Origin of the sequence: Streptomyces chlorus (assembly GCF_042655885.1) — a bacterium.
GTDB classification, from domain to species: domain Bacteria; phylum Actinomycetota; class Actinomycetes; order Streptomycetales; family Streptomycetaceae; genus Streptomyces; species Streptomyces chlorus.
Genome location: NZ_JBHSOA010000051.1, coordinates 33,077 through 51,924 on the forward strand (window position 1 = coordinate 33,077; position 18,848 = coordinate 51,924).

General features: G+C 67.1%; 15 protein-coding genes. 8 read left to right on the top strand and 7 right to left on the bottom strand.

Annotation, left to right across the window (positions count from 1 at the left end; genetic code table 11):
* Nucleotide 1: 1 nt before the first annotated feature.
* The 7 genes from gyrA to dnaA all read right to left on the bottom strand — a co-directional run bounded on the left by gyrA (nucleotide 2) and on the right by dnaA (nucleotide 12,333).
* Nucleotides 2-2,593 (bottom strand): DNA gyrase subunit A, encoded by a 2,592-nt coding sequence (gene gyrA / locus ACFPZI_RS22780; protein WP_381365939.1) that lies wholly within the window; start codon nucleotides 2,591-2,593, stop codon nucleotides 2-4.
* Between the two features lie 42 nt (nucleotides 2,594-2,635).
* Nucleotides 2,636-4,696 (bottom strand): DNA topoisomerase (ATP-hydrolyzing) subunit B, encoded by a 2,061-nt coding sequence (gyrB, locus tag ACFPZI_RS22785; RefSeq protein WP_381365942.1) that lies wholly within the window; start codon nucleotides 4,694-4,696, stop codon nucleotides 2,636-2,638.
* Nucleotides 4,697-5,140: 444 nt separating this feature from the next.
* A complete protein-coding gene (locus ACFPZI_RS22790; RefSeq protein WP_381365945.1) occupies nucleotides 5,141-5,695 on the bottom strand; it encodes a DciA family protein in 555 nt (184 codons plus the stop codon).
* Nucleotides 5,692-6,813 (bottom strand): DNA replication/repair protein RecF, encoded by a 1,122-nt coding sequence (gene recF / locus ACFPZI_RS22795; RefSeq protein WP_381365948.1) that lies wholly within the window; start codon nucleotides 6,811-6,813, stop codon nucleotides 5,692-5,694. The genes ACFPZI_RS22790 and recF overlap by 4 nt, the downstream gene beginning before the upstream one ends.
* A gap of 125 nt (nucleotides 6,814-6,938) precedes the next feature.
* Complete coding sequence (gene gnd / locus ACFPZI_RS22800; protein WP_381365950.1) at nucleotides 6,939-7,814, bottom strand: phosphogluconate dehydrogenase (NAD(+)-dependent, decarboxylating); 876 nt, start codon at nucleotides 7,812-7,814, stop codon at nucleotides 6,939-6,941.
* Nucleotides 7,815-8,095: 281 nt separating this feature from the next.
* Complete coding sequence (gene dnaN, locus ACFPZI_RS22805) at nucleotides 8,096-9,226, bottom strand: DNA polymerase III subunit beta (protein WP_381365953.1); 1,131 nt, start codon at nucleotides 9,224-9,226, stop codon at nucleotides 8,096-8,098.
* A 1,139-nt stretch (nucleotides 9,227-10,365) separates the two neighbouring features.
* Nucleotides 10,366-12,333 (bottom strand): chromosomal replication initiator protein DnaA, encoded by a 1,968-nt coding sequence (gene dnaA / locus ACFPZI_RS22810; protein WP_381365956.1) that lies wholly within the window; start codon nucleotides 12,331-12,333, stop codon nucleotides 10,366-10,368.
* A 380-nt stretch (nucleotides 12,334-12,713) separates the two neighbouring features.
* Here dnaA and rpmH point away from each other — a divergent pair, with 380 nt between their 5' ends.
* The 8 genes from rpmH (at nucleotide 12,714) to ACFPZI_RS22850 (ending at nucleotide 18,768) form a co-directional block, all read left to right on the top strand.
* Nucleotides 12,714-12,851: a 50S ribosomal protein L34 gene (rpmH, locus tag ACFPZI_RS22815; protein ID WP_003949374.1), complete on the top strand. Its 138-nt coding sequence runs from the start codon at nucleotides 12,714-12,716 to the stop codon at nucleotides 12,849-12,851.
* A 21-nt stretch (nucleotides 12,852-12,872) separates the two neighbouring features.
* Nucleotides 12,873-13,244 carry a ribonuclease P protein component gene (gene rnpA / locus ACFPZI_RS22820; protein WP_381365960.1) on the top strand — a complete coding sequence of 124 codons (372 nt, stop codon included), beginning with the start codon at nucleotides 12,873-12,875 and terminating at the stop codon, nucleotides 13,242-13,244.
* Nucleotides 13,241-13,612 carry a membrane protein insertion efficiency factor YidD gene (gene yidD, locus ACFPZI_RS22825; RefSeq protein WP_381365963.1) on the top strand — a complete coding sequence of 124 codons (372 nt, stop codon included), beginning with the start codon at nucleotides 13,241-13,243 and terminating at the stop codon, nucleotides 13,610-13,612. Before rnpA ends, yidD begins: the two co-directional genes overlap by 4 nt.
* Nucleotides 13,613-13,615: 3 nt before the next feature.
* The gene (gene yidC, locus ACFPZI_RS22830; protein WP_381365966.1) at nucleotides 13,616-14,887 is read left to right on the top strand and encodes a membrane protein insertase YidC; all 1,272 of its coding nucleotides are present in this window, start codon (nucleotides 13,616-13,618) and stop codon (nucleotides 14,885-14,887) included.
* A 15-nt stretch (nucleotides 14,888-14,902) separates the two neighbouring features.
* Nucleotides 14,903-15,415, top strand: a complete 513-nt coding sequence (locus ACFPZI_RS22835; RefSeq protein ID WP_055595877.1) for a Jag family protein — start codon at nucleotides 14,903-14,905, stop codon at nucleotides 15,413-15,415.
* A 116-nt stretch (nucleotides 15,416-15,531) separates the two neighbouring features.
* A complete protein-coding gene (rsmG, locus tag ACFPZI_RS22840; protein WP_381365969.1) occupies nucleotides 15,532-16,251 on the top strand; it encodes a 16S rRNA (guanine(527)-N(7))-methyltransferase RsmG in 720 nt (239 codons plus the stop codon).
* Between the two features lie 343 nt (nucleotides 16,252-16,594).
* Nucleotides 16,595-17,671, top strand: a complete 1,077-nt coding sequence (locus ACFPZI_RS22845; RefSeq protein ID WP_381366373.1) for a ParA family protein — start codon at nucleotides 16,595-16,597, stop codon at nucleotides 17,669-17,671.
* A complete protein-coding gene (locus tag ACFPZI_RS22850; protein ID WP_381365972.1) occupies nucleotides 17,668-18,768 on the top strand; it encodes a ParB/RepB/Spo0J family partition protein in 1,101 nt (366 codons plus the stop codon). The genes ACFPZI_RS22845 and ACFPZI_RS22850 overlap by 4 nt, the downstream gene beginning before the upstream one ends.
* The last annotated feature ends 80 nt before the right edge of the window (nucleotides 18,769-18,848 follow it).

Below are 18,848 nucleotides of genomic sequence, written 5' to 3' on the forward strand. Positions count from 1 at the left end.
GCTACTCGGACGAGGGCGCCTCACCCTCGTCCGTGCCGGTGGTCACGGCACCTTCATCGGTCTCGTCCACGGCCACGTCGCCGTCGACTTCCTCCGCCTCGCGTCCCGCCTCGGCGTTACGAGCGATACCGACCACGGCATCGCGCTTGCCCAGATTGATCAGTTGGACGCCCATGGTGTCACGGCCCGTCTCCCTGACCCCACTGACTCGCGTACGAATCACACCGCCCGACAGCGTGATGGCGAGGATCTCATCGGTCTCCTCGACCACCAGCGCACCGACGAGGGTTCCACGATCCTCGACGATCTTGGCGGCCTTGATACCGAGGCCGCCGCGACCCTGGACGCGGTACTCGTCGACAGCGGTCCGCTTCGCGTACCCGCCGTCTGTGGCAGTGAACACGAACGTACCGGGTCGAACAACATTCATCGAGAGCAGTTCGTCCCCTTCGCGGAAACTCATGCCCTTTACGCCTGAAGTCGCACGGCCCATGGGTCGCAAAGTTTCATCCGTCGCGGTGAACCTGATCGACTGCGCCTTCTTGCTGATCAGTAGTAGATCATCTTCTGGCGAGACAAGTTCGGCTCCGATCAGTTCGTCGTCGGAACCGTCCTCCTGCTCCCGCAGGTTGATCGCGATCACACCGCCCGAACGCGGCGAATCGTAATCCTTCAGCGACGTCTTCTTCACCAGGCCGGCCTTGGTGGCAAGAATCAGGTAGGGCGCCGCCTCGTAGTCACGGATCGCGAGGATCTGGGCGATCGCCTCGTCCGGCTGGAAGGCCAGCAGGTTCGCCACGTGCTGTCCGCGCGCGTCCCGGCCGGCGTCGGGCAGCTCGTACGCCTTCGCCCGGTAGACCCGGCCCTTGTTGGTGAAGAACAGCAGCCAGTGGTGCGTGGTGGACACGAAGAAGTGGTTGACGATGTCGTCTTCCTTGAGCTTCGCGCCCCGTACGCCCTTGCCGCCACGCTTTTGGGCCCGGTAGTCGTCGGCCTTGGTGCGCTTGATGTAGCCACCGCGCGTGACCGTGACGACGATGTCCTCCTCGGCGATCAGGTCCTCGATGGACATGTCGCCCTCATAGGGGATCAGCTTCGTCTTGCGGTCGTCCCCGTACTTCTCGACGAGCGCGGCCAGTTCCGCGCTGACGATCCCGCGCTGGCGGACCGGGGAGGCGAGGATCTCGTTGTACTCGTTGATCTTCGCCTGAAGTTCGTCGTGCTCCTGGACGATCTTCTGGCGTTCCAGTGCCGCCAGCCGGCGGAGCTGCATCTCCAGGATCGCGTTGGCCTGGATCTCGTCGATCTCCAGGAGGCCCATCAGGCCCCCGCGGGCGATCTCGGCGGTGTCGCTGCGCCGGATCAGCGCGATGACCTCGTCGATGGCGTCCAGGGCCTTCAGCAGACCGCGCAGGATGTGCGCGCGCTCCTCGGCCTTGCGCAGCCTGAAGCGCGTACGGCGGACGATGACCTCGACCTGGTGGTTCACCCAGTGGCGGATGAAGGCGTCCAGGGAGAGCGTGCGCGGCACGCCGTCGACCAGCGCCAGCATGTTCGCGCCGAAGTTGGTCTGCAGGTCGGTGTGCTTGTAGAGGTTGTTCAGGACGACCTTGGCGACGGCATCCCGCTTGAGCACGATGACCAGGCGCTGGCCGGTGCGGGACGACGTCTCGTCGCGGACGTCCGCGATGCCGCCGACCTTGCCGTCCTTCACCAGGTCGGCGATCTTCTGCGCGAGGTTGTCGGGGTTGGTCTGGTACGGCAGCTCGGTGACCACCAGGCACTGGCGGTTCTGGATCTCCTCGACCGCGACCACCGCGCGCATGGTGATCGAGCCACGGCCCGTCCGGTACGCCTCCTCGATGCCCTTGCGGCCCACCACCAGGGCGCCGGTCGGGAAGTCGGGGCCCTTGACGCGCTCGAGGAGCGCGTCGAGCAGCTCCTCGTTCGACGCGTCGTGGTGCTCCAGGTACCACTGGGCACCGGCCGCGACCTCACGCAGGTTGTGCGACGGGATGTTGGTCGCCATGCCGACCGCGATACCGGCCGATCCGTTGATCAGCAGGTTCGGGAAGCGGGCCGGCAGGACGGTCGGCTCCTGGGAGCGGCCGTCGTAGTTGTCCTTGAAGTCGACGGTCTCCTCGTCGATGTCGCGGACCATCTCCATCGACAGCGGCGCCATCTTGCACTCGGTGTACCGCATGGCCGCCGCGGGGTCGTTGCCCGGGGAGCCGAAGTTGCCGTTGGAGTCCACCAGCGGCATCCGCATCGACCACGGCTGCGCGAGGCGGACCAGCGCGTCGTAGATCGAGGAGTCGCCGTGCGGGTGGTAGTTGCCCATGACGTCGCCGACGACGCGCGCGCACTTGTAGAAGCCGCGCTCGGGCCGGTAGCCGCCGTCGTACATGGCGTACAGCACGCGGCGGTGGACGGGCTTGAGCCCGTCACGGACGTCCGGCAGCGCACGCGAGACGATGACGGACATCGCGTAGTCGAGGTACGAACGCTGCATCTCCGTCTCGAGCCCGACGGGCTCGACACGCAGGACGATGCCGTCCTCTTCGGACGTGACGGGAGTGTTCTCGTCGGTCATTGCTGGTGAAGATCCTTCCTGGTGCGGTCAGCTGAGACCGACTCAGATGTCGAGGAAGCGGACGTCCTTGGCATTGCGCTGGATGAACTGGCGGCGCGCCTCGACGTCTTCGCCCATGAGGACGGAGAACAGGTCGTCGGCCTGCGCGGCGTCGTCCAGGGTGACCTGGCCGAGGACACGGTGCTCCTGGTCCATCGTGGTGATGCGCAGTTCCTCGGCGTTCATCTCGCCGAGACCCTTGAAGCGCTGGACGGAGTCCTCACGGATGCGCTTGCCGGCCTGACGGCCCAGCTCGATCAGCGCGTCGCGCTCGCGGTCGGAGTACGCGTACTCGAAGTCCTCCCGGCCCCACTTGATCTTGTAGAGCGGGGGACGGGAGAGGAACACGTGCCCCGCCTCGACCAGTGGCCGCATGAAGCGGAACAGGAAAGTCAGCAGCAGGGTGTTGATGTGCTGTCCGTCGACATCGGCGTCCGCCATCAGGATGATCTTGTGATAGCGGAGCTTCTCGATGTCGAAGTCCTCGTGCACACCGGTGCCGAACGCGGAGATCATCGCCTGGATCTCCTGGTTCTGCAGGATCCGGTCGATGCGTGCCTTCTCAACGTTGAGGATCTTGCCCCGGATCGGGAGGATCGCCTGGTACTGCGGGTTCCGGCCGGACTTGGCCGAGCCGCCGGCGGAGTCACCCTCGACGATGAAGATCTCGCACTTGGTGGGGTCGTTCGACTGGCAGTCCGAGAGCTTGCCCGGCAGGGACGCCGACTCCAGCAGGCCCTTGCGGCGGGTCAGGTCGCGGGCCTTGCGGGCCGCCACACGCGCGGTGGCCGCCGCGATGCCCTTGCGGACGATGTCCGCGGCCTCGTTGGGGTTGCGGTCCAGCCAGTCCGCCAGGTGCTCGTAGACGACCTTCTGGACGAAGGTCTTCACCTCGGTGTTGCCGAGCTTGGTCTTGGTCTGACCCTCGAACTGGGGCTCGCTCAGCTTGACCGAGATGATCGCGGTCAGACCCTCGCGGATGTCGTCACCCGTGAGGTTGTCGTCCTTCTCGCGCAGCAGCTTCTTGTCGCGCGCGTACTTGTTGATGAGCGAGGTGAGCGCCGCGCGGAAGCCCTCTTCGTGCGTACCGCCCTCATGGGTGTGGATGATGTTGGCGAAGGAGTAGACGCCCTCGGTGTAGCCGCTGTTCCACTGCATGGCGACCTCGAGGGACAGGAGCTTCTCCCTGTCCTCGGCCTCGAGGTCGATCACGGTGGGGTGCACCGCTTCGCCCTTGCGGGAGTTGAGGTACTTCACGAAGTCGACGATGCCGCCCTCGTAGTGGTACGAGACGGCCTTGACCTCGTACTTCTCGTCCTCGCCCGCCTCGTCCGCCCCGGCGGTGGCCTTCGCCGACTCACGCTCGTCGGTGAGGTTGATCCGCAGGCCCTTGTTGAGGAACGCCATCTCCTGGAAACGCCGCGAAAGCGTCTCGAAGGAGTAATCGGTGGTCTCGAAGATGTCCGCGTCGGCCCAGAAGGTGACCGTGGTCCCGGTCTCGTCCGTGGCCTCCTGCTGGACCAGCGGGGCCGTGGGGACGCCCATCTTGTAGTCCTGCGTCCAGCGGTGGCCGTCACGCTTGATCTCGACGGAGACCCTGCTCGACAGGGCGTTCACCACGGAGACACCGACGCCGTGCAGACCGCCGGAGACCGCGTATCCGCCGCCGCCGAACTTGCCGCCCGCGTGCAGCACGGTCAGCACGACCTCAACGGCCGGCTTGTTCTCCGAAGGGACGATGCCCACCGGGATGCCCCGGCCGTTGTCGACGACCCGGACACCGCCGTCGGCCAGAATCGTCACATCGATCGTGTCCGCGTGCCCGGCCAGCGCCTCGTCGACGGAGTTGTCGACAACCTCCTGCACCAGGTGGTGCAGCCCTCGCTCACCGGTCGAACCGATGTACATACCGGGTCGCTTGCGGACCGCGTCCAGACCCTCGAGGACGGTGATGGCACTGGCGTCGTACGAAGCGGTGACCTCACCGCTGAGGGCGGTCGCCTCGTTCTTCGCGCCGATGTCGGTGGACGGGATGTTCTCGTTGGGGTTGCCGGAATCGGCCACGAAGCGCCCTTTCTGGCACACCACGAGCCAGGCTCGGCGGCGGGTTGCCGGAGCGGCTGCGGCATGTTGCGTTGGTAAGCCTTGATCAGCGTTGCTCAGCTTTTCCCGGGCGATCCCCACGATCGGGGCGGGATTGCTTCCAGTCTACCGGTAGCTCGGACATCGATGGGGGTTTGCCGGTGCCTGAGTCCGCATGTGCCGCCCTCAACCGGTCTCGCCCGACTCCCGATATGCGGATGGGGGCTCCAGGAGGCTCACGAGGGCACCTAGCGCTTCCAGCCATCAACCCTTTGCTACTTACGAGTCAGGTGGCGATCCGGCACCCCGCCCGGGGGTGCGACGAAAGGGGCACCGCCGGACCGAACGCGCCCCCGGAAGCCCCCGATGTGACGTCGGTCACCATCCCGTGGAAGGCCCGGAACATGGCCCGGAAAGGGGCCTCGGTCACCCGTACGTATCGCCGGGACCGGTACTTCCGGGGGCACGCAGCGGGCCGTAGCGCCGGGCCGGGCCACCCGGCCCGTTGACCTTGAGCAGCTTCACCGTGCCGTGGCCCAGGTCCTCGTTCAGCCGGGCAACCAGAGTCGGGGCGAGCAGCCGCAGATTCGTCGCCCACGCGGTGGAGTCGCAGCGCACGATCAGCACCCGCTCGTCCTCGTCGTAACGCTCCGGCTCACAGTGCTTGGCCACGTCCTCACCGACGATCTCGGGCCAGCGCCCCATCACACCGCCCACCGCGGCCGGGGCCTCCCAGCCGCGCTCGGTGAGCAACCGGTTGATCGCCGCGCCGAGCGCCATGGGATCGCGCCGGTCCCCGCGCGCACCCGAGCGCAGGCCACCGCGCCGCGCCTGCTTCTTCTGCTGCGCCACGTCCCCACGCGCGCGTGCCGCCTCCTTGGCCGCGCGCAACGCCACACGAGCGAGGTCGACACCCGAGGGCTCAGGGGTCGCCTTCTGAGCGTCTCCGGGGGTGCCGTCAAGCTTGCCCGGCTCGCTCATACCCGTTCCACCATCCCCTCGGCCACCGCGAACCGCGTCCCCGACAGCGCATGGGGGACGTCGTCATCGACCGCCGCGGTCACCAGCACCTGCTCGCCGGGCGCGACCAGCTCGGCAAGGCGCTCACGACGGCGGGCGTCCAGCTCGGCGAAGACGTCGTCGAGGACCAGCACCGGCTCGTTGCCCTCGGCGCGCAGCAGGTCGTAGGAGGCCAGGCGCAGTGCCAGCGCGTAGGACCAGGACTCGCCGTGGGAGGCGTAGCCCTTGGCCGGCAGCCGGCCGAGGTTGAGCAGCAGATCGTCGCGGTGCGGGCCGACCAGGGTGACGCCCCGCTCGACCTCCTGCTTGCGCGCCTCGGCGAGCGCGGCCGACAACTGCTCGAACAGGTCCTCGCGCGTGTGCGCCTCGCCGGGTGCCGACGGCTTGTACTCCAGGGCGACGGGACCGCCGCCCGGCGCGAGCCGTTCGTACGCCTTGTCGGCGAGCGGCTGGATCGCGGCGATCAGATCCAGTCGCTGGGCCAGCAGTTCGGCACCCACCCGCGCGAGGTGCTGGTCCCAGACGTCGAGGGTGGACAGGTCCATGGTGCGCCCGCCGTGGCGGCGGGCCAGCGCAGCAGACTTCAGCAGCGTGTTGCGCTGCTTGAGAACACGGTCGTAGTCGGAGCGGACACCGGCCATGCGCGGTGAGCGGGCGGTGATCAGCTCGTCCAGGAACCGACGCCGCTCGCCGGGATCACCCTTGACCAGGGCGAGGTCCTCGGGCGCGAACAGGACGGTGCGGACGATCCCCAGCACGTCCCGGGGCCTGACCTGCGAGGACCTGTTGATCCGGGCGCGGTTGGCGCGGCCCGGGTTCAGTTCCAGTTCGACGAGCTGCTGCCGCTCGCCCTGGCGGACCCGGGCCCGGATGATCGCGCGGTCGGCTCCCATGCGGACCAGCGGGGTGTCGGAGGAGACACGGTGGCTGCCGAGGGTGGCGAGATAGCCGACCGCCTCGACAAGATTCGTCTTGCCCTGCCCATTGGGGCCGACGAAGGCCGTGACCCCCGGGTCGAGCGGGACCTCGACCCGGGGATAGGACCGGAAATCGGCCAGCGACAGATGCGTGACGTGCATGGTCGTTCGCCAACCTCCCCCGGCGTTGTGGACCGTCGTGCGGTCCTGTGGACTGCAGTCCGGAGCTGCCCCGACTGCTCGGGCTGTGGCCGCTCCGGCTGCTTCGTGGATTGCTTCTCTGTGGATTACCTCTTCTCGACCGCGTGGCCGCCGAACTGGTTGCGCAGCGCCGCGATCATCTTCATCTGCGGCGAATCCTCCTGACGGGAGGAGAACCGCGCGAACAGCGACGCGGTGATCGCCGGCAGCGGGACCGCATTGTCGATCGCGGCCTCCACGGTCCAGCGTCCCTCACCGGAGTCCTGCGCGTACCCCCGGAGGCTCTCCAGGTGCTCGTCCTCGTGCAGCGCGTTCACCGCGAGGTCGAGCAGCCAGGAGCGGATGACCGTGCCCTCCTGCCAGGAGCGGAAGACCTCCCGGACATCGGTCACCGAGTCGACCTTCTCCAGGAGCTCCCAGCCCTCGGCATAGGCCTGCATCATCGCGTACTCGATGCCGTTGTGGACCATCTTGGCGAAGTGGCCGGCGCCGGCCTTGCCGGCGTGCACCGAGCCGAAGTCACCCTCCGGCTTCAGGGCGTCGAAGACCGGCTGCACCTTGGCGACGTGCTCCTTGTCGCCGCCGTACATCAGCGCGTAGCCGTTCTCCAGGCCCCAGACGCCGCCGGAGACCCCGCAGTCGACGAAGCCTATGCCCTTGGCTGCCAGCTCCTCGGCGTGCTTCTCGTCGTCCGTCCAGCGGGAGTTGCCGCCGTCCACGACGACATCGCCGGGCTGCAGCAGCGCGGCAAGTTCGTCGATGGTCGACTGGGTGGCCTCGCCCGCCGGGACCATCACCCAGACCACGCGCGGGCCCTCGAGCTTGCCCACAAGTTCTTCCAGGCTGTGGACATCGGCGAGGTCCGGATTGCGGTCGTATCCGAGAACGGTGTGGCCCGCGCGGCGAATCCGCTCACGCATGTTGCCGCCCATCTTGCCGAGGCCGACGAGACCGAGCTCCATCAGTTGTGTTCCTTAGGTTGCGACGTGGCATGGCGGCACGAGCGTGCCGCGGCACTTACGTACCGACCCGACCCTAAACCCGGGCGCTCACGCACATCTGTGGGCATACGCGCTCATGCGCACGCCCTCACCTGCGGTTTCACCAACGCCGACCGACCAGCCGTCTTCCGCCGCTTCCGGGCCCGGCACGATCCGGTACACACCCACGGTCCACAGGCGGGCCCGGAAGACCGCGCCCGCCTGTGGACCGATGCGGGCGATCGTGGGCAGGCGGGGCGAGGTCAGCCGCTGAGCCGCACCGGCATGATCAGATACTTGTAGGCGTCGTCCGCCTCCGCGTCCACTGCGGGCCTGCCGCTGAGCAGCGCGGGCTTGGTGGACGTGGTGAACGACAGCTGGGCCACCGGGGAGTCGATGGCGCTCAGGCCGTCCAGCAGGAACGTGGGGTTGAAGGCGATCGAGATGTCGTCGCCCTCCAGCTGGGCGTCGACCCTCTCCACAGCCTGTGCGTCGTCGCTGGAACCGGCCTCCAGGATGAGCACACCCTGCTCGAAGCTCAGCCGCACCGGGGTGTTGCGCTCGGCGACCAGGGCCACACGCTTGACGGCCTCCACGAAGGGGGCGGTCTCGATGACGGCGACGCTGTTGAACTCGGTCGGGAACAGCGTGCGGTACTTCGGGAGGTCACCCTCCAGCAGCCGCGTGGTGGTGCGTCGGCCCGCGCCTTCGAAGCCGATCAGGCCCTCGCCCGCACCCGAACCGGACAGCGCCAGAATCACCTGGTCGCCGCTGGTCAGCGCCTTGGCGGTGTCAAGGAGCGTCTTGGCGGGCACCAGGGCGACCGCCGAGGCCTCCGGGTTCTCCGGCTTCCACCGGAACTCGCGGACCGCGAAGCGGTAGCGGTCGGTGGAGGCCAGCGTCACCGTGTCGCCCTCGATCTCGATGCGGACACCGGTCAGGACGGGCAGGGTGTCGTCGCGGCCCGCCGCGATGGCGACCTGCTGCACGGCGGACGCGAAGACCTCACCGGGCACCGTGCCCGTCGCGTTCGGCATCTGCGGCAGAGCCGGGTACTCCTCCACCGGCAGGGTGTGGAGCGTGAACCGCGAGGAGCCGCAGACCACTGTCGCCCGTACACCGTCTGTGGAAATCTCCACCGGCCGGTTGGGGAGAGCCCGGCAGATGTCGGCGAGCAGCCGGCCCGAGACGAGCACCGTGCCCTCCTCCTCGACCTCCGTCTCCACCGAGACCCGCGCGGAGACCTCGTAGTCGAAGCTGGACAGGCTCAGCTGTCCCGACTCGGCCTTCAGCAGCAGGCCGGCGAGGACCGGCGCCGGCGGACGAGCCGGGAGGCTGCGCGCCGCCCAGGCCACTGCCTCCGCGAGTACGTCGCGTTCCACCCGGATCTTCACCGTAAGCCGCCTCCTGCTATTGCCGGCGTTCTCGCGCCCTGCTTCGCCTTCGTCATCTGACTCGGTGTGCTCGGCCTCTGAGAGGGGCAAGGACACCGGGGAACAGTCTGACGCACAGCACTGACAGTAGGTGCCCCTCGGGGTCAAGTCGTGACGAGGGGCAGTCGGCGTAGAAGCGGCGAGTTGTGCACAGGGCCCTCTTCGAAACGGATTCCTCACTCTCTCTAGTTGGGAGTAGTAGTAGGGCCTGTGGATACCGTGGATAACCTCGTTTTCCCAGCTCAGGGCCTAGATTTTGTCCACTGGTCCTGTGGGTGGAGCCGGTGGACAACTCGGGGTTTCTGTGGAGAACAGAAAGTTCTGCACACTCCGTGCACAGGTCGGGCCGAGTTCTCCCCAGCTTCGTCCCCAGGTTTGCCGGTCTTTCCCACAGGCCCCCTCGGCACCTTGGTGTGACGCCTTTCACTCGACCCGGTGAGGGGGCGCGTGACGTTGCCGAACAGTGGACAGGCGTGTGGAGAAGCGGATGATCGCTGGGGACAACCGGTCTCTGCCTGTGGATTGCCTGTGGAAAACTTTGTCCACAGGTTGTGGATCACCGCTTTGTCCACAGGCTGTGGAGATCGCTTGTCCACGAATCCACAACCAGTTGACCTGGCCCGATAGTGCCCCATCGGGCGGCCCTGTGGACAGGATCGGGACAACTTCGCGGTCCCCAGGATGTGGACGAGAAAAACTTGCCGAATCTGTGGAGGAAGGCCGTAACCCGGTGCCGAAATGGAACAGCGGACGAGACCTCGAGGACGACCGGGGGCGTCCGAGGACCGACGCGAGGACGGTGGGGGACGGCTGAGGGGGATGGTCGGCGAGTCCCGGGGGCTCCTGAAGGCTCCCGAAGGTCCTTCTGGGGCCTTCAGGTGAGCGGGCCGGTGAGTCGGCGGGCATACGAGGAAGGGCGTCCCCGGATGTGGTCCGGGGACGCCCTTCCTCGGTGTCTGAGACGGTTCTGAGGGGGCCGAGCCTGCCCGAGGGGCAGGGACAGCTGTGGGCGGGCGCTGTATCCCCTCGTGCCCGCGGCGGGTGGCCTGTTACCGGTCCCTTGTCACGGGTGCCTGCCTTGTTACGGGCGCTGTGAGGCCTCAGCCGGCCTTGATGCGGTTGGTGAGTTCGGTGACCTGGTTGTAGATGGAGCGCCGCTCCGCCATCAGATTGCGGATCTTCCGGTCCGCGTGCATCACCGTCGTATGGTCGCGGCCGCCGAACAGTGCGCCGATCTTCGGCAGCGACAGGTCGGTCAGCTCGCGGCACAGGTACATCGCGATCTGCCGGGCGGTTACCAGCGCGCGTCCGCGCGAGGTGCCGCACAGGTCCTCGACCGTGAGCCCGAAGTAGTCGGCGGTCGCGCCCATGATGGCCGTCGAGGTGATTTCCGGCGCGGAGTCGTCTCCGCCGGGCATCAGGTCCTTCAGGACGACCTCCGACAGCCCGAGGTCCACCGGCTGCCGGTTGAGCGAGGCGAAGGCCGTCACCCTGATCAGCGCGCCCTCCAGCTCACGGATGTTCCGCGAGATCCGAGAGGCGATGAACTCCAGCACCTCCGGCGGGGCGTTGAGCTGCTCCTGCACCGCCTTCTTGCGCAGGATCGCGATCCGCGTCTCCAGTTCCGGCGGCTGGACGTCGGTGATCAGACCCCACTCGAAACGGTTCCGCAGCCGGTCCTCCAGCGTCACCAGTTGCTTGGGCGGCCGGTCACTGGAGAGCACGATCTGCTTGTTGGCGTTGTGCAGCGTGTTGAAGGTGTGGAAGAACTCCTCCTGCGTCGACTCCTTGTCCGCGAGGAACTGGATGTCGTCGACCAGCAGGATGTCCATCTCCCGGTACCGCTTGCGGAAGCTGTCGCCCTTGCCGTCGCGGATGGAGTTGATGAACTCGTTGGTGAACTCCTCCGAGCTCACATACCGCACCCGGGTGCCGGGATAGAGACTGCGCGCGTAGTGCCCGATCGCGTGCAGCAGGTGCGTCTTGCCGAGTCCGGACTCTCCGTAGATGAAGAGGGGGTTGTACGCCTTCGCGGGTGCCTCGGCCACCGCCACCGCCGCCGCGTGCGCGAAGCGGTTGGAGGCGCCGATGACGAACGTGTCGAAGAGGTACTTCGGGTTCAGCCGCGCGGTCGGCTCACCGGGGCCGGTTGCCGGTGCGGGCTGCGCGGCCAACGGGCCGGGTGCACCGCTGGCGGACAGGTTCGGGCCGACGGGGCCGCCACGGTGGACGTGACCCGCACCGGAGGGAGGCTCCGGCAGCTCGCGGCGGACTGCGTCGCGCTGGTCGTAGTCCTTGCGGTCGTATTTGCCGCGGTCGTACTCCGCGCGTGCTGTCTCGTAGTCGGAGCGCTGCTGGTCGTAGGAGGGGCGTTCCATCGGCTGCGGACGGTAGTCCTGCGAGGGCGCGCCACCGTAGCCGTCCTGGGAACCGTACGTCTCCTGGGACGGCGAGGCGTACGGGTCGCGGTCCGGGAAGCCGAGGCGCTGCTGCTGCCAGCTGTACTCGTCCTTTGCCGGGCGAGGCCAGGAGCCGGGCTCCGGGCGCTGGTACTCCGAGGGGTAGGCCGGGCGGGCGGTGGGGAGTTGGTCGCCGGGCGGTCCGGGACGCTGGTCGGCGCGGCGCCGGCCGTAGCCCTCGTAGCTGTCGTAGTCCTCGTACTGCTCGCGCTCCTGGCGGTCCTGCCTGTCCGGACGGTCCTGGCGCTCGGGGCGGTCCTGCCGGGCGGGCGGGAGCTCGGGTTCCTCGTAGCGCGGCTGAGGGCGGGGGGCGAGCGGGGCCGGAGGCTCTCCCGCGGAGTCGTCGACGGTGATGGCGATACGGATGGGGCGCCCGCACTCGCGGCTCAGGCTCTCGCTGACGACCGGTGCCAGGCGGCCCTCCAGTACGCCCTTGGCGAACTCGTTCGGCACGGCGAGCAGGGCGGTGTCGGCGACCAGCGCCAGCGGCTGGCAGCGCCGGATCCAGTGTTCGTCCTTCCCCTCCACTCCCTGGCCCCGGCCCTCACCGAGGAGCTGCTCCAATACGCGTGGCCACACTGCGGCAAGATCGGCAGGTACGTCAGCCACAGGGCACGCTCTCTCACAGGTCCCTCGAAGCATGTGGTTCAGGGACGGGTTGGGTCGGTTCTAAAGGGGGTGCTGGAGGGACAAAGGAACGAATCGGAGTTCAGCCACGGTAGTCAGGGCGGCCGGTACGGTTCAAGTTATTGTCCCCAGCCTGTGGACAAGTGTCTCCCGGCGGCGGCCGGTTTGACCGAATGACTCAGCCGCGCGTACCGTGACGAGGTCGAGTTGTCGATGGCTGCTGCCGCCTGCCTCCGATGGGCACAGATCGCGCAAGATGATCGGTCAGCGGTGCACTCGGGCGTAACGCGAGCTACTCGTGGGCGCACGGTGACAGCCAGGACGGCACCCCGCAATCTACGAACTCTTTCTGGAGCCCCCGAGTGAGCAAGCGCACCTTCCAGCCGAACAACCGTCGTCGCGCCAAGACCCACGGCTTCCGGCTGCGTATGCGCACCCGTGCCGGCCGCGCGATTCTCGCGTCCCGCCGTGGCAAGGGTCGCGCCCGTCTGTCCGCCTGATCCTGATCAGGTCATGACGTCGTGCTGTCCACCCAGAACCGGCTGAGGCGGCGCGAGGACTTCGCGACCGCGGTACGACGGGGACGCCGGGCCGGACGTCAGCACCTCGTCGTACACCTACGCAGCGGTGTCACGGACCCGCATGCGCCTGGGGAGAACGCTGCCCCGACGCGTGCGGGTTTCGTCGTAAGCAAGGCGGTGGGTGGCGCGGTCGTGCGGAACAAGGTGAAGCGCAGGCTTCGCCACCTGATGCGCGACCGAGTCGCCCTGCTGCCCCCCGGTAGCCTGGTAGTCGTACGAGCGTTGCCCGGAGCGGGGGACGCCGACCATGCACAACTGGCCCAAGACCTGGATGCCGCTCTTCAGCGGTTGCTGGGAGGGGGCATGCGATGAAGTACCCGCTGCTGGTTCTGATCAAGCTCTATCAGTGGACGATCAGTCCCCTGCTCGGGCCTGTATGCAAGTACTACCCGTCGTGTTCCCACTATGGCTACACGGCCATCGACCGGCACGGTGCCATCAAGGGCACAGCACTCACGGCCTGGCGCATTCTGCGGTGCAATCCGTGGTCGCTGGGCGGCGTGGACCATGTCCCGCCGCGCAAGCGCCCACGGTGGCACGAAATGCTGCGTAACGCCTGGCGTGCACGCAAGGGTGGGCCCGCCTCCGCCGAACCGGCCACCGAAAGACGGACCCCTCCCATGAGTCCGAGTTCTTCGAGCCCGGCCGCAGAGACCTCGCCCCATGCCCAAGGAGCATGATTAGTGGACACGATTTCCAGCCTCTTCAGCTTCATCACGACACCTGTCTCCTGGGTCATCGTCCAGTTCCACAGCGTGTACGGGGCCATCTTCGGCCCTGACACCGGGTGGGCCTGGGGCCTGTCCATCGTGTCCCTGGTGATCCTGATCCGTATCTGCCTGATCCCGCTCTTCGTGAAGCAGATCAAGGCGACACGCGCGATGCAGACGCTCCAGCCGGAGATGAAGAAGATCCAGGAGCGCTACAAGAACGACAAGCAGCGCCAGTCCGAAGAGATGATGAAGCTGTACAAGGATGCGGGCACCAACCCGCTCTCCTCTTGCCTTCCCATCCTGGCGCAGTCCCCATTCTTCTTCGCCCTGTACCGCGTGCTCAACAGCATCGCTTCCAATGACACCGTCGGCGTGATCAACGAGCGTCTGCTGGAAAGCGCGCAGAAGGCACACATCTTCGGTGCCCCGCTCGCGGCGAAGTTCACGGACAACTCGGACAAGCTCGAGGCCCTCAATGCCTCCCTGACCGATGTACGCATCGTCACGGCGCTCATGATCGTGCTGATGTCGCTGTCGCAGTTCTACACGCAGCGCCAGCTGATGACGAAGAACGTCGACACCACGGTGAAGACGCCGTTCATGCAGCAGCAGAAGATGCTGATGTACGTCTTCCCCGTCATCTTCGCCGTCTTCGGTATCAACTTCCCCGTCGGTGTCCTCGTCTACTGGCTGACCACCAACGTGTGGACCATGGGCCAGCAGATGTACGTCATCCACAACAACCCGACGCCGGGTTCCAAGGCGCAGGCCTCGTACCTGGAGCGCCTCTCCAAGCACGTCACCCACCACGGCAAGACCCGTAACCGCCGTGAGCGTGCCATCGTCAAGGCCATCGTCACCAAGGGCCGGGACCGCAACGAGTACGAGCGCAAGTTCATCAACGGTCTGAACAAGGCGGGCCTCGCGGCCCAGGCCGACGGTGCGGTGACCAAGGGCGATTCCACGGCCGCCGCGCAGGCGGAGGACGATTCCTCGACCACGGCTCAGGCCGCGAAGCGGCAGCAGCCCAAGCGGCAGAGCAAGTCCCAGCGCCAGGGCGGTACGGCGAAGGCAGCCGGTGAGTCCCTCTCGCTGACCAAGGCCGAGGAGCCTCAGGACGACGCCAAGCCCGCCGCCGCTGCCAAGAAGGGCAACGCGAAGCCCGGCGGAAGCACCCGCAGCAAGGCCCAGTCCGGACAGCGCAAGGGCCCGCAGCGGCCCAAGTCCCCGTCCAAGAAGTAAGAAGGAGTCCATCCCGTGACGGAAGGCACCACCTCCGCCGCTGCCGAGGGCGCAGACACCCTGACCCGCCTGGAGCAGGAAGGCGAGATCGCAGCGGACTACCTGGAGGGTCTGCTCGACATCGCCGACCTCGACGGTGACATCGACATGGACGTCGAGGCCGACCGTGCCTCTGTCTCGATCATCAGCGATTCGTCCGGCCGTGACCTGCAGAAGCTGGTCGGTCGTGACGGCGAGGTACTCGAAGCGCTCCAGGAGCTCACGCGCCTGGCCGTGCACCGCGAGACCGGCGATCGCAGCCGGCTGATGCTCGACATTGCGGGGTACCGCGCCAAGAAGCGGGCCGAATTGTCCGAGCTCGGCGCGAAGGCCGCTGCCGAGGCCAGGAGCAGCGGTGAGCCCGTGAAGCTCGACCCGATGACGCCGTTCGAGCGCAAGGTCGTGCACGACGCGGTCAAGGCTGCCGGCCTGAGCAGTGAGTCCGAGGGCGAGGAGCCGCAGCGCTTCGTCGTCGTGCTTCCCGCCTGAACGGTTCCACATTCCACCGGCCCCGTCTGTTGCGCAGACGGGGCCGAATTTTGTCAGCCTGATAGTTCTGTGGTGTCGGCCGGTGGGCCGGCACGGTACGGAAGGACGGTCCCCCCGTGACGGAGGCAGCGGAGCTTCCCCCCGCGCCCGAGCAGGCCCGTGAGGTGTTCGGTGATCGCTTCGCGGACGCGGTGCGTTACGCGGAACTGCTTGCTGAGACGGGCGTGCAGCGTGGTCTGATTGGTCCGCGGGAGGTGCCCCGACTGTGGGAGCGGCATCTGCTGAACTGCGCGGTGCTCTCGGAGGTCGTCCCCGAGGGCGTGACAGTGTGCGATGTCGGCTCGGGTGCCGGCCTGCCGGGCATTCCCTTGGCGCTGGTCCGGGAGGACCTCAAGATCACGCTGCTGGAACCGCTGTTGCGGCGTACCACCTTCCTGACCGAAGTCGTGGAGCTGCTGGGCCTGGACCATGTGACGGTCGTCCGTGGGCGGGCCGAGGAGGTCATGGGAACGCTGCCTCCGGTCCATGTGGTGACCGCGCGGGCAGTGGCGCCACTCGACCGTCTCGCCGCATGGGGCATTCCCCTGCTACGGCCCTACGGAGAGATGCTCGCGCTCAAGGGCGACGCCGCCGAGGAGGAGCTGAAGAGCGCGACCACTGCTCTGAACAAGCTCGGTGCAGTAGCGACGTCGGTCGTGCATGTGGGTGAGGGCGTGGTGGATCCGATGTCCACAGTCGTGCGCGTCGAGGTCGGGGAAAGTCCCGGAGGCGTGCGCTTCGCGGCGAAGCGCGCGAAGGCCGCTCGCACGGGGCGTGCGCGGCGCCGACGCGGATAACGGGTTCGCACATCCTGCGGCAGGGCGGCTGACGGGCAGGCATACGCTCTGAGAGGCCAGACGTACTCCACCAAGCTGCCGAACCTCCACGTGCCGGAGTGTCGCGACAGTGCGGGCCTGGCTGCTGTGCATCGTGTTTCACGTGAAACGTCGCTCCCTGCTGCACGGCATCATCAGTCGCGGTCGCATCGCGGCCGAACCCCGCGACCGTAAGCCTCTCGGTTCACTCGGAGAGGGTCCTGTTTCCGGCGAGAGTTCGCCCCCCTCAGGGGGCGCGGAGTTGTCCACAGAAGTGGTTTTCTCCACAGAACGTAAGGCCTCGCTGGTTCACGACCCCGAAGACATGGGAGGCTCTGTTCATTGCGAGCCTGAAGTCGAGGAGAGTGAATCCTTGCGGTCCGACGCCAATATCGCGGGACCGATGACCGATCCGGTCCCCGGTCCCCGTACCGAATCGATGGGGGCGGATGTTTCACGTGAAACACCGCCTCCGATGGACGACACTCCCATCGGTCGTGCTGCCCAGGTGGCGGTGGACGCGCTGGGCCGCGCAAGTGAGGGCCTGCCACGGCCTGAGCAGACACGCCTCATGGTGGTCGCCAACCAGAAGGGTGGCGTGGGCAAGACGACGACGACCGTCAACCTTGCCGCGTCACTCGCGCTCCATGGTGCTCGGGTCCTGGTGATCGACCTCGATCCTCAGGGCAACGCATCCACGGCCCTGGGGATTGACCACCACGCTGAAGTTCCTTCCATCTATGACGTGTTGGTCGAGAGCAGGCCGCTGGCAGAAGTGGTCCAGCCGGTCCCCGACGTGGAGGGTCTTTTCTGTGCACCCGCCACGATCGATCTTGCCGGTGCGGAGATCGAGCTGGTGTCCCTGGTGGCACGGGAGAGTCGACTGCAGCGTGCGATCCAAGCCTACGAGCAGCCCCTGGACTACATCCTCATCGACTGCCCCCCGTCGCTCGGCCTGCTGACAGTCAATGCGATGGTGGCAGGTCAGGAGGTCCTGATCCCGATTCAGTGCGAGTACTACGCGCTGGAAGGCCTGGGGCAGCTGCTCCGCAATGTCGATCTGGTGCGGGGTCACCTCAACCCCTCCCTGCATGTATCGACGATCCTGCTCACCATGTACGACGGCCGGACGCGGCTCGCGTCCCAGGTCGCGGACGAGGTGCGAAGCCACTTTGGTGAAGAGGTGCTGCGGACGAGCATTCCCCGTTCCGTACGCATCTCGGAGGCACCGAGCTACGGGCAGACGGTACTGACCTACGATCCTGGATCGAGCGGCGCCCTCTCCTACCTTGAGGCGGCACGAGAGATCGCGTTGAGGGGTGTAGGCGTCAGCTATGACGCATCGAACGCGCATATCGGCGCACAGCAGAACGATCCGAGCATGGTGGAGGGCGTCCAGTGAGTGAGCGACGGAGAGGGTTGGGTCGTGGTCTCGGCGCACTGATCCCTGCTGCCCCAACAGAGAAAATGGTCGCCCCGGCCATGACGGGAGGTGCTGCTTCCGCTTCTCCCGCCAGCCCATCGGTGGCGCCGAACGAGCGCGGGGTGGCCGCCGCGAAGCTGGCCGCGCTGTCCTCTGTTCCACGTGAAACAGAGGAGCCCTCGACGCAAGGTGCGGCGGAGACTCCCATGCCTCCCCTGGGGGCACACTTCGCTGAGATCCCCATCGAGTCCATCAAGCCGAACCCGCGTCAGCCCCGCGCGGTCTTCGACGAGGACGCACTGGCAGAGCTTGTCACGTCCATCAAGGAGGTTGGCCTCCTCCAACCCGTCGTCGTACGGCAGGTCGGGCCGGCGCACTACGAGCTCATCATGGGTGAGCGCCGCTGGCGGGCCTGCCGCCTGGCAGGGCTCGAGGCCATCCCGGCGATCGTCCGGGCCACGGAGGACGAGAAACTCCTTCTGGACGCCCTTCTGGAGAACCTGCACCGGGCCCAGTTGAACCCGCTGGAAGAGGCAGCCGCCTACGACCAGCTACTCAAGGACTTCAACTGCACCCACGATCAGCTGGCGGACCGCATCGGCCGCTCCCGCCCTCAGGTGTCCAACACCCTGCGTTTGCTGAAGCTCTCGCCGAGGGTCCAGAGCCGGGTGGCTGCCGGAGTGCTTTCCGCCGGACATGCGCGGGCCCTGCTATCTGTCGAAGACTCCGAGGAACAGGACAGGCTGGCCCATCGGATCGTGGCCGAAGGGCTCTCGGTACGGGCCGTCGAGGAGATCGTCACGCTGATGGGGTCAGGGCCTCAGAAGGCGCCGCGCTCCAAGGGCCCGCGGGCGGGCGCACTAATGTCGCCGGCGTTGTCCGATCTGGCCACACGCCTCTCGGACCGCTTCGAGACGCGGGTGAAGGTCGACCTGGGGCAGAAGAAGGGCAAGATCACCGTCGAGTTCGCCTCCATGGAGGATCTCGAGCGCATCCTCGGCACGCTTGCTCCCGATGAGGGGCCGGTTCTGCAGAAGAGCCTTGTGGACGACGATGCCATAGAGGACGATTTCTGAGATATCGGATTATTTAGCCGAACAGTCGACCAAGGGCGGATCATGTCCGGTATGTGACGGAATATGGTCCGCCCTTTGCT

Excerpts from the sequence above, each read along its gene's own strand:
- ACFPZI_RS22845 (WP_381366373.1), top strand. The coding sequence starts at position 16,595 with ATGGGAGGCTCTGTTCATTGCGAGCCTGAAGTCGAGGAGAGTGAATCC.
- ACFPZI_RS22790 (WP_381365945.1), bottom strand. The coding sequence starts at position 5,695 with ATGAGCGAGCCGGGCAAGCTTGACGGCACCCCCGGAGACGCTCAGAAG.
- recF (WP_381365948.1), bottom strand. The coding sequence starts at position 6,813 with ATGCACGTCACGCATCTGTCGCTGGCCGATTTCCGGTCCTATCCCCGG.
- yidD (WP_381365963.1), top strand. The coding sequence starts at position 13,241 with ATGAAGTACCCGCTGCTGGTTCTGATCAAGCTCTATCAGTGGACGATC.
- gyrA (WP_381365939.1), bottom strand. The coding sequence starts at position 2,593 with ATGACCGACGAGAACACTCCCGTCACGTCCGAAGAGGACGGCATCGTC.
- gnd (WP_381365950.1), bottom strand. The coding sequence starts at position 7,814 with ATGGAGCTCGGTCTCGTCGGCCTCGGCAAGATGGGCGGCAACATGCGT.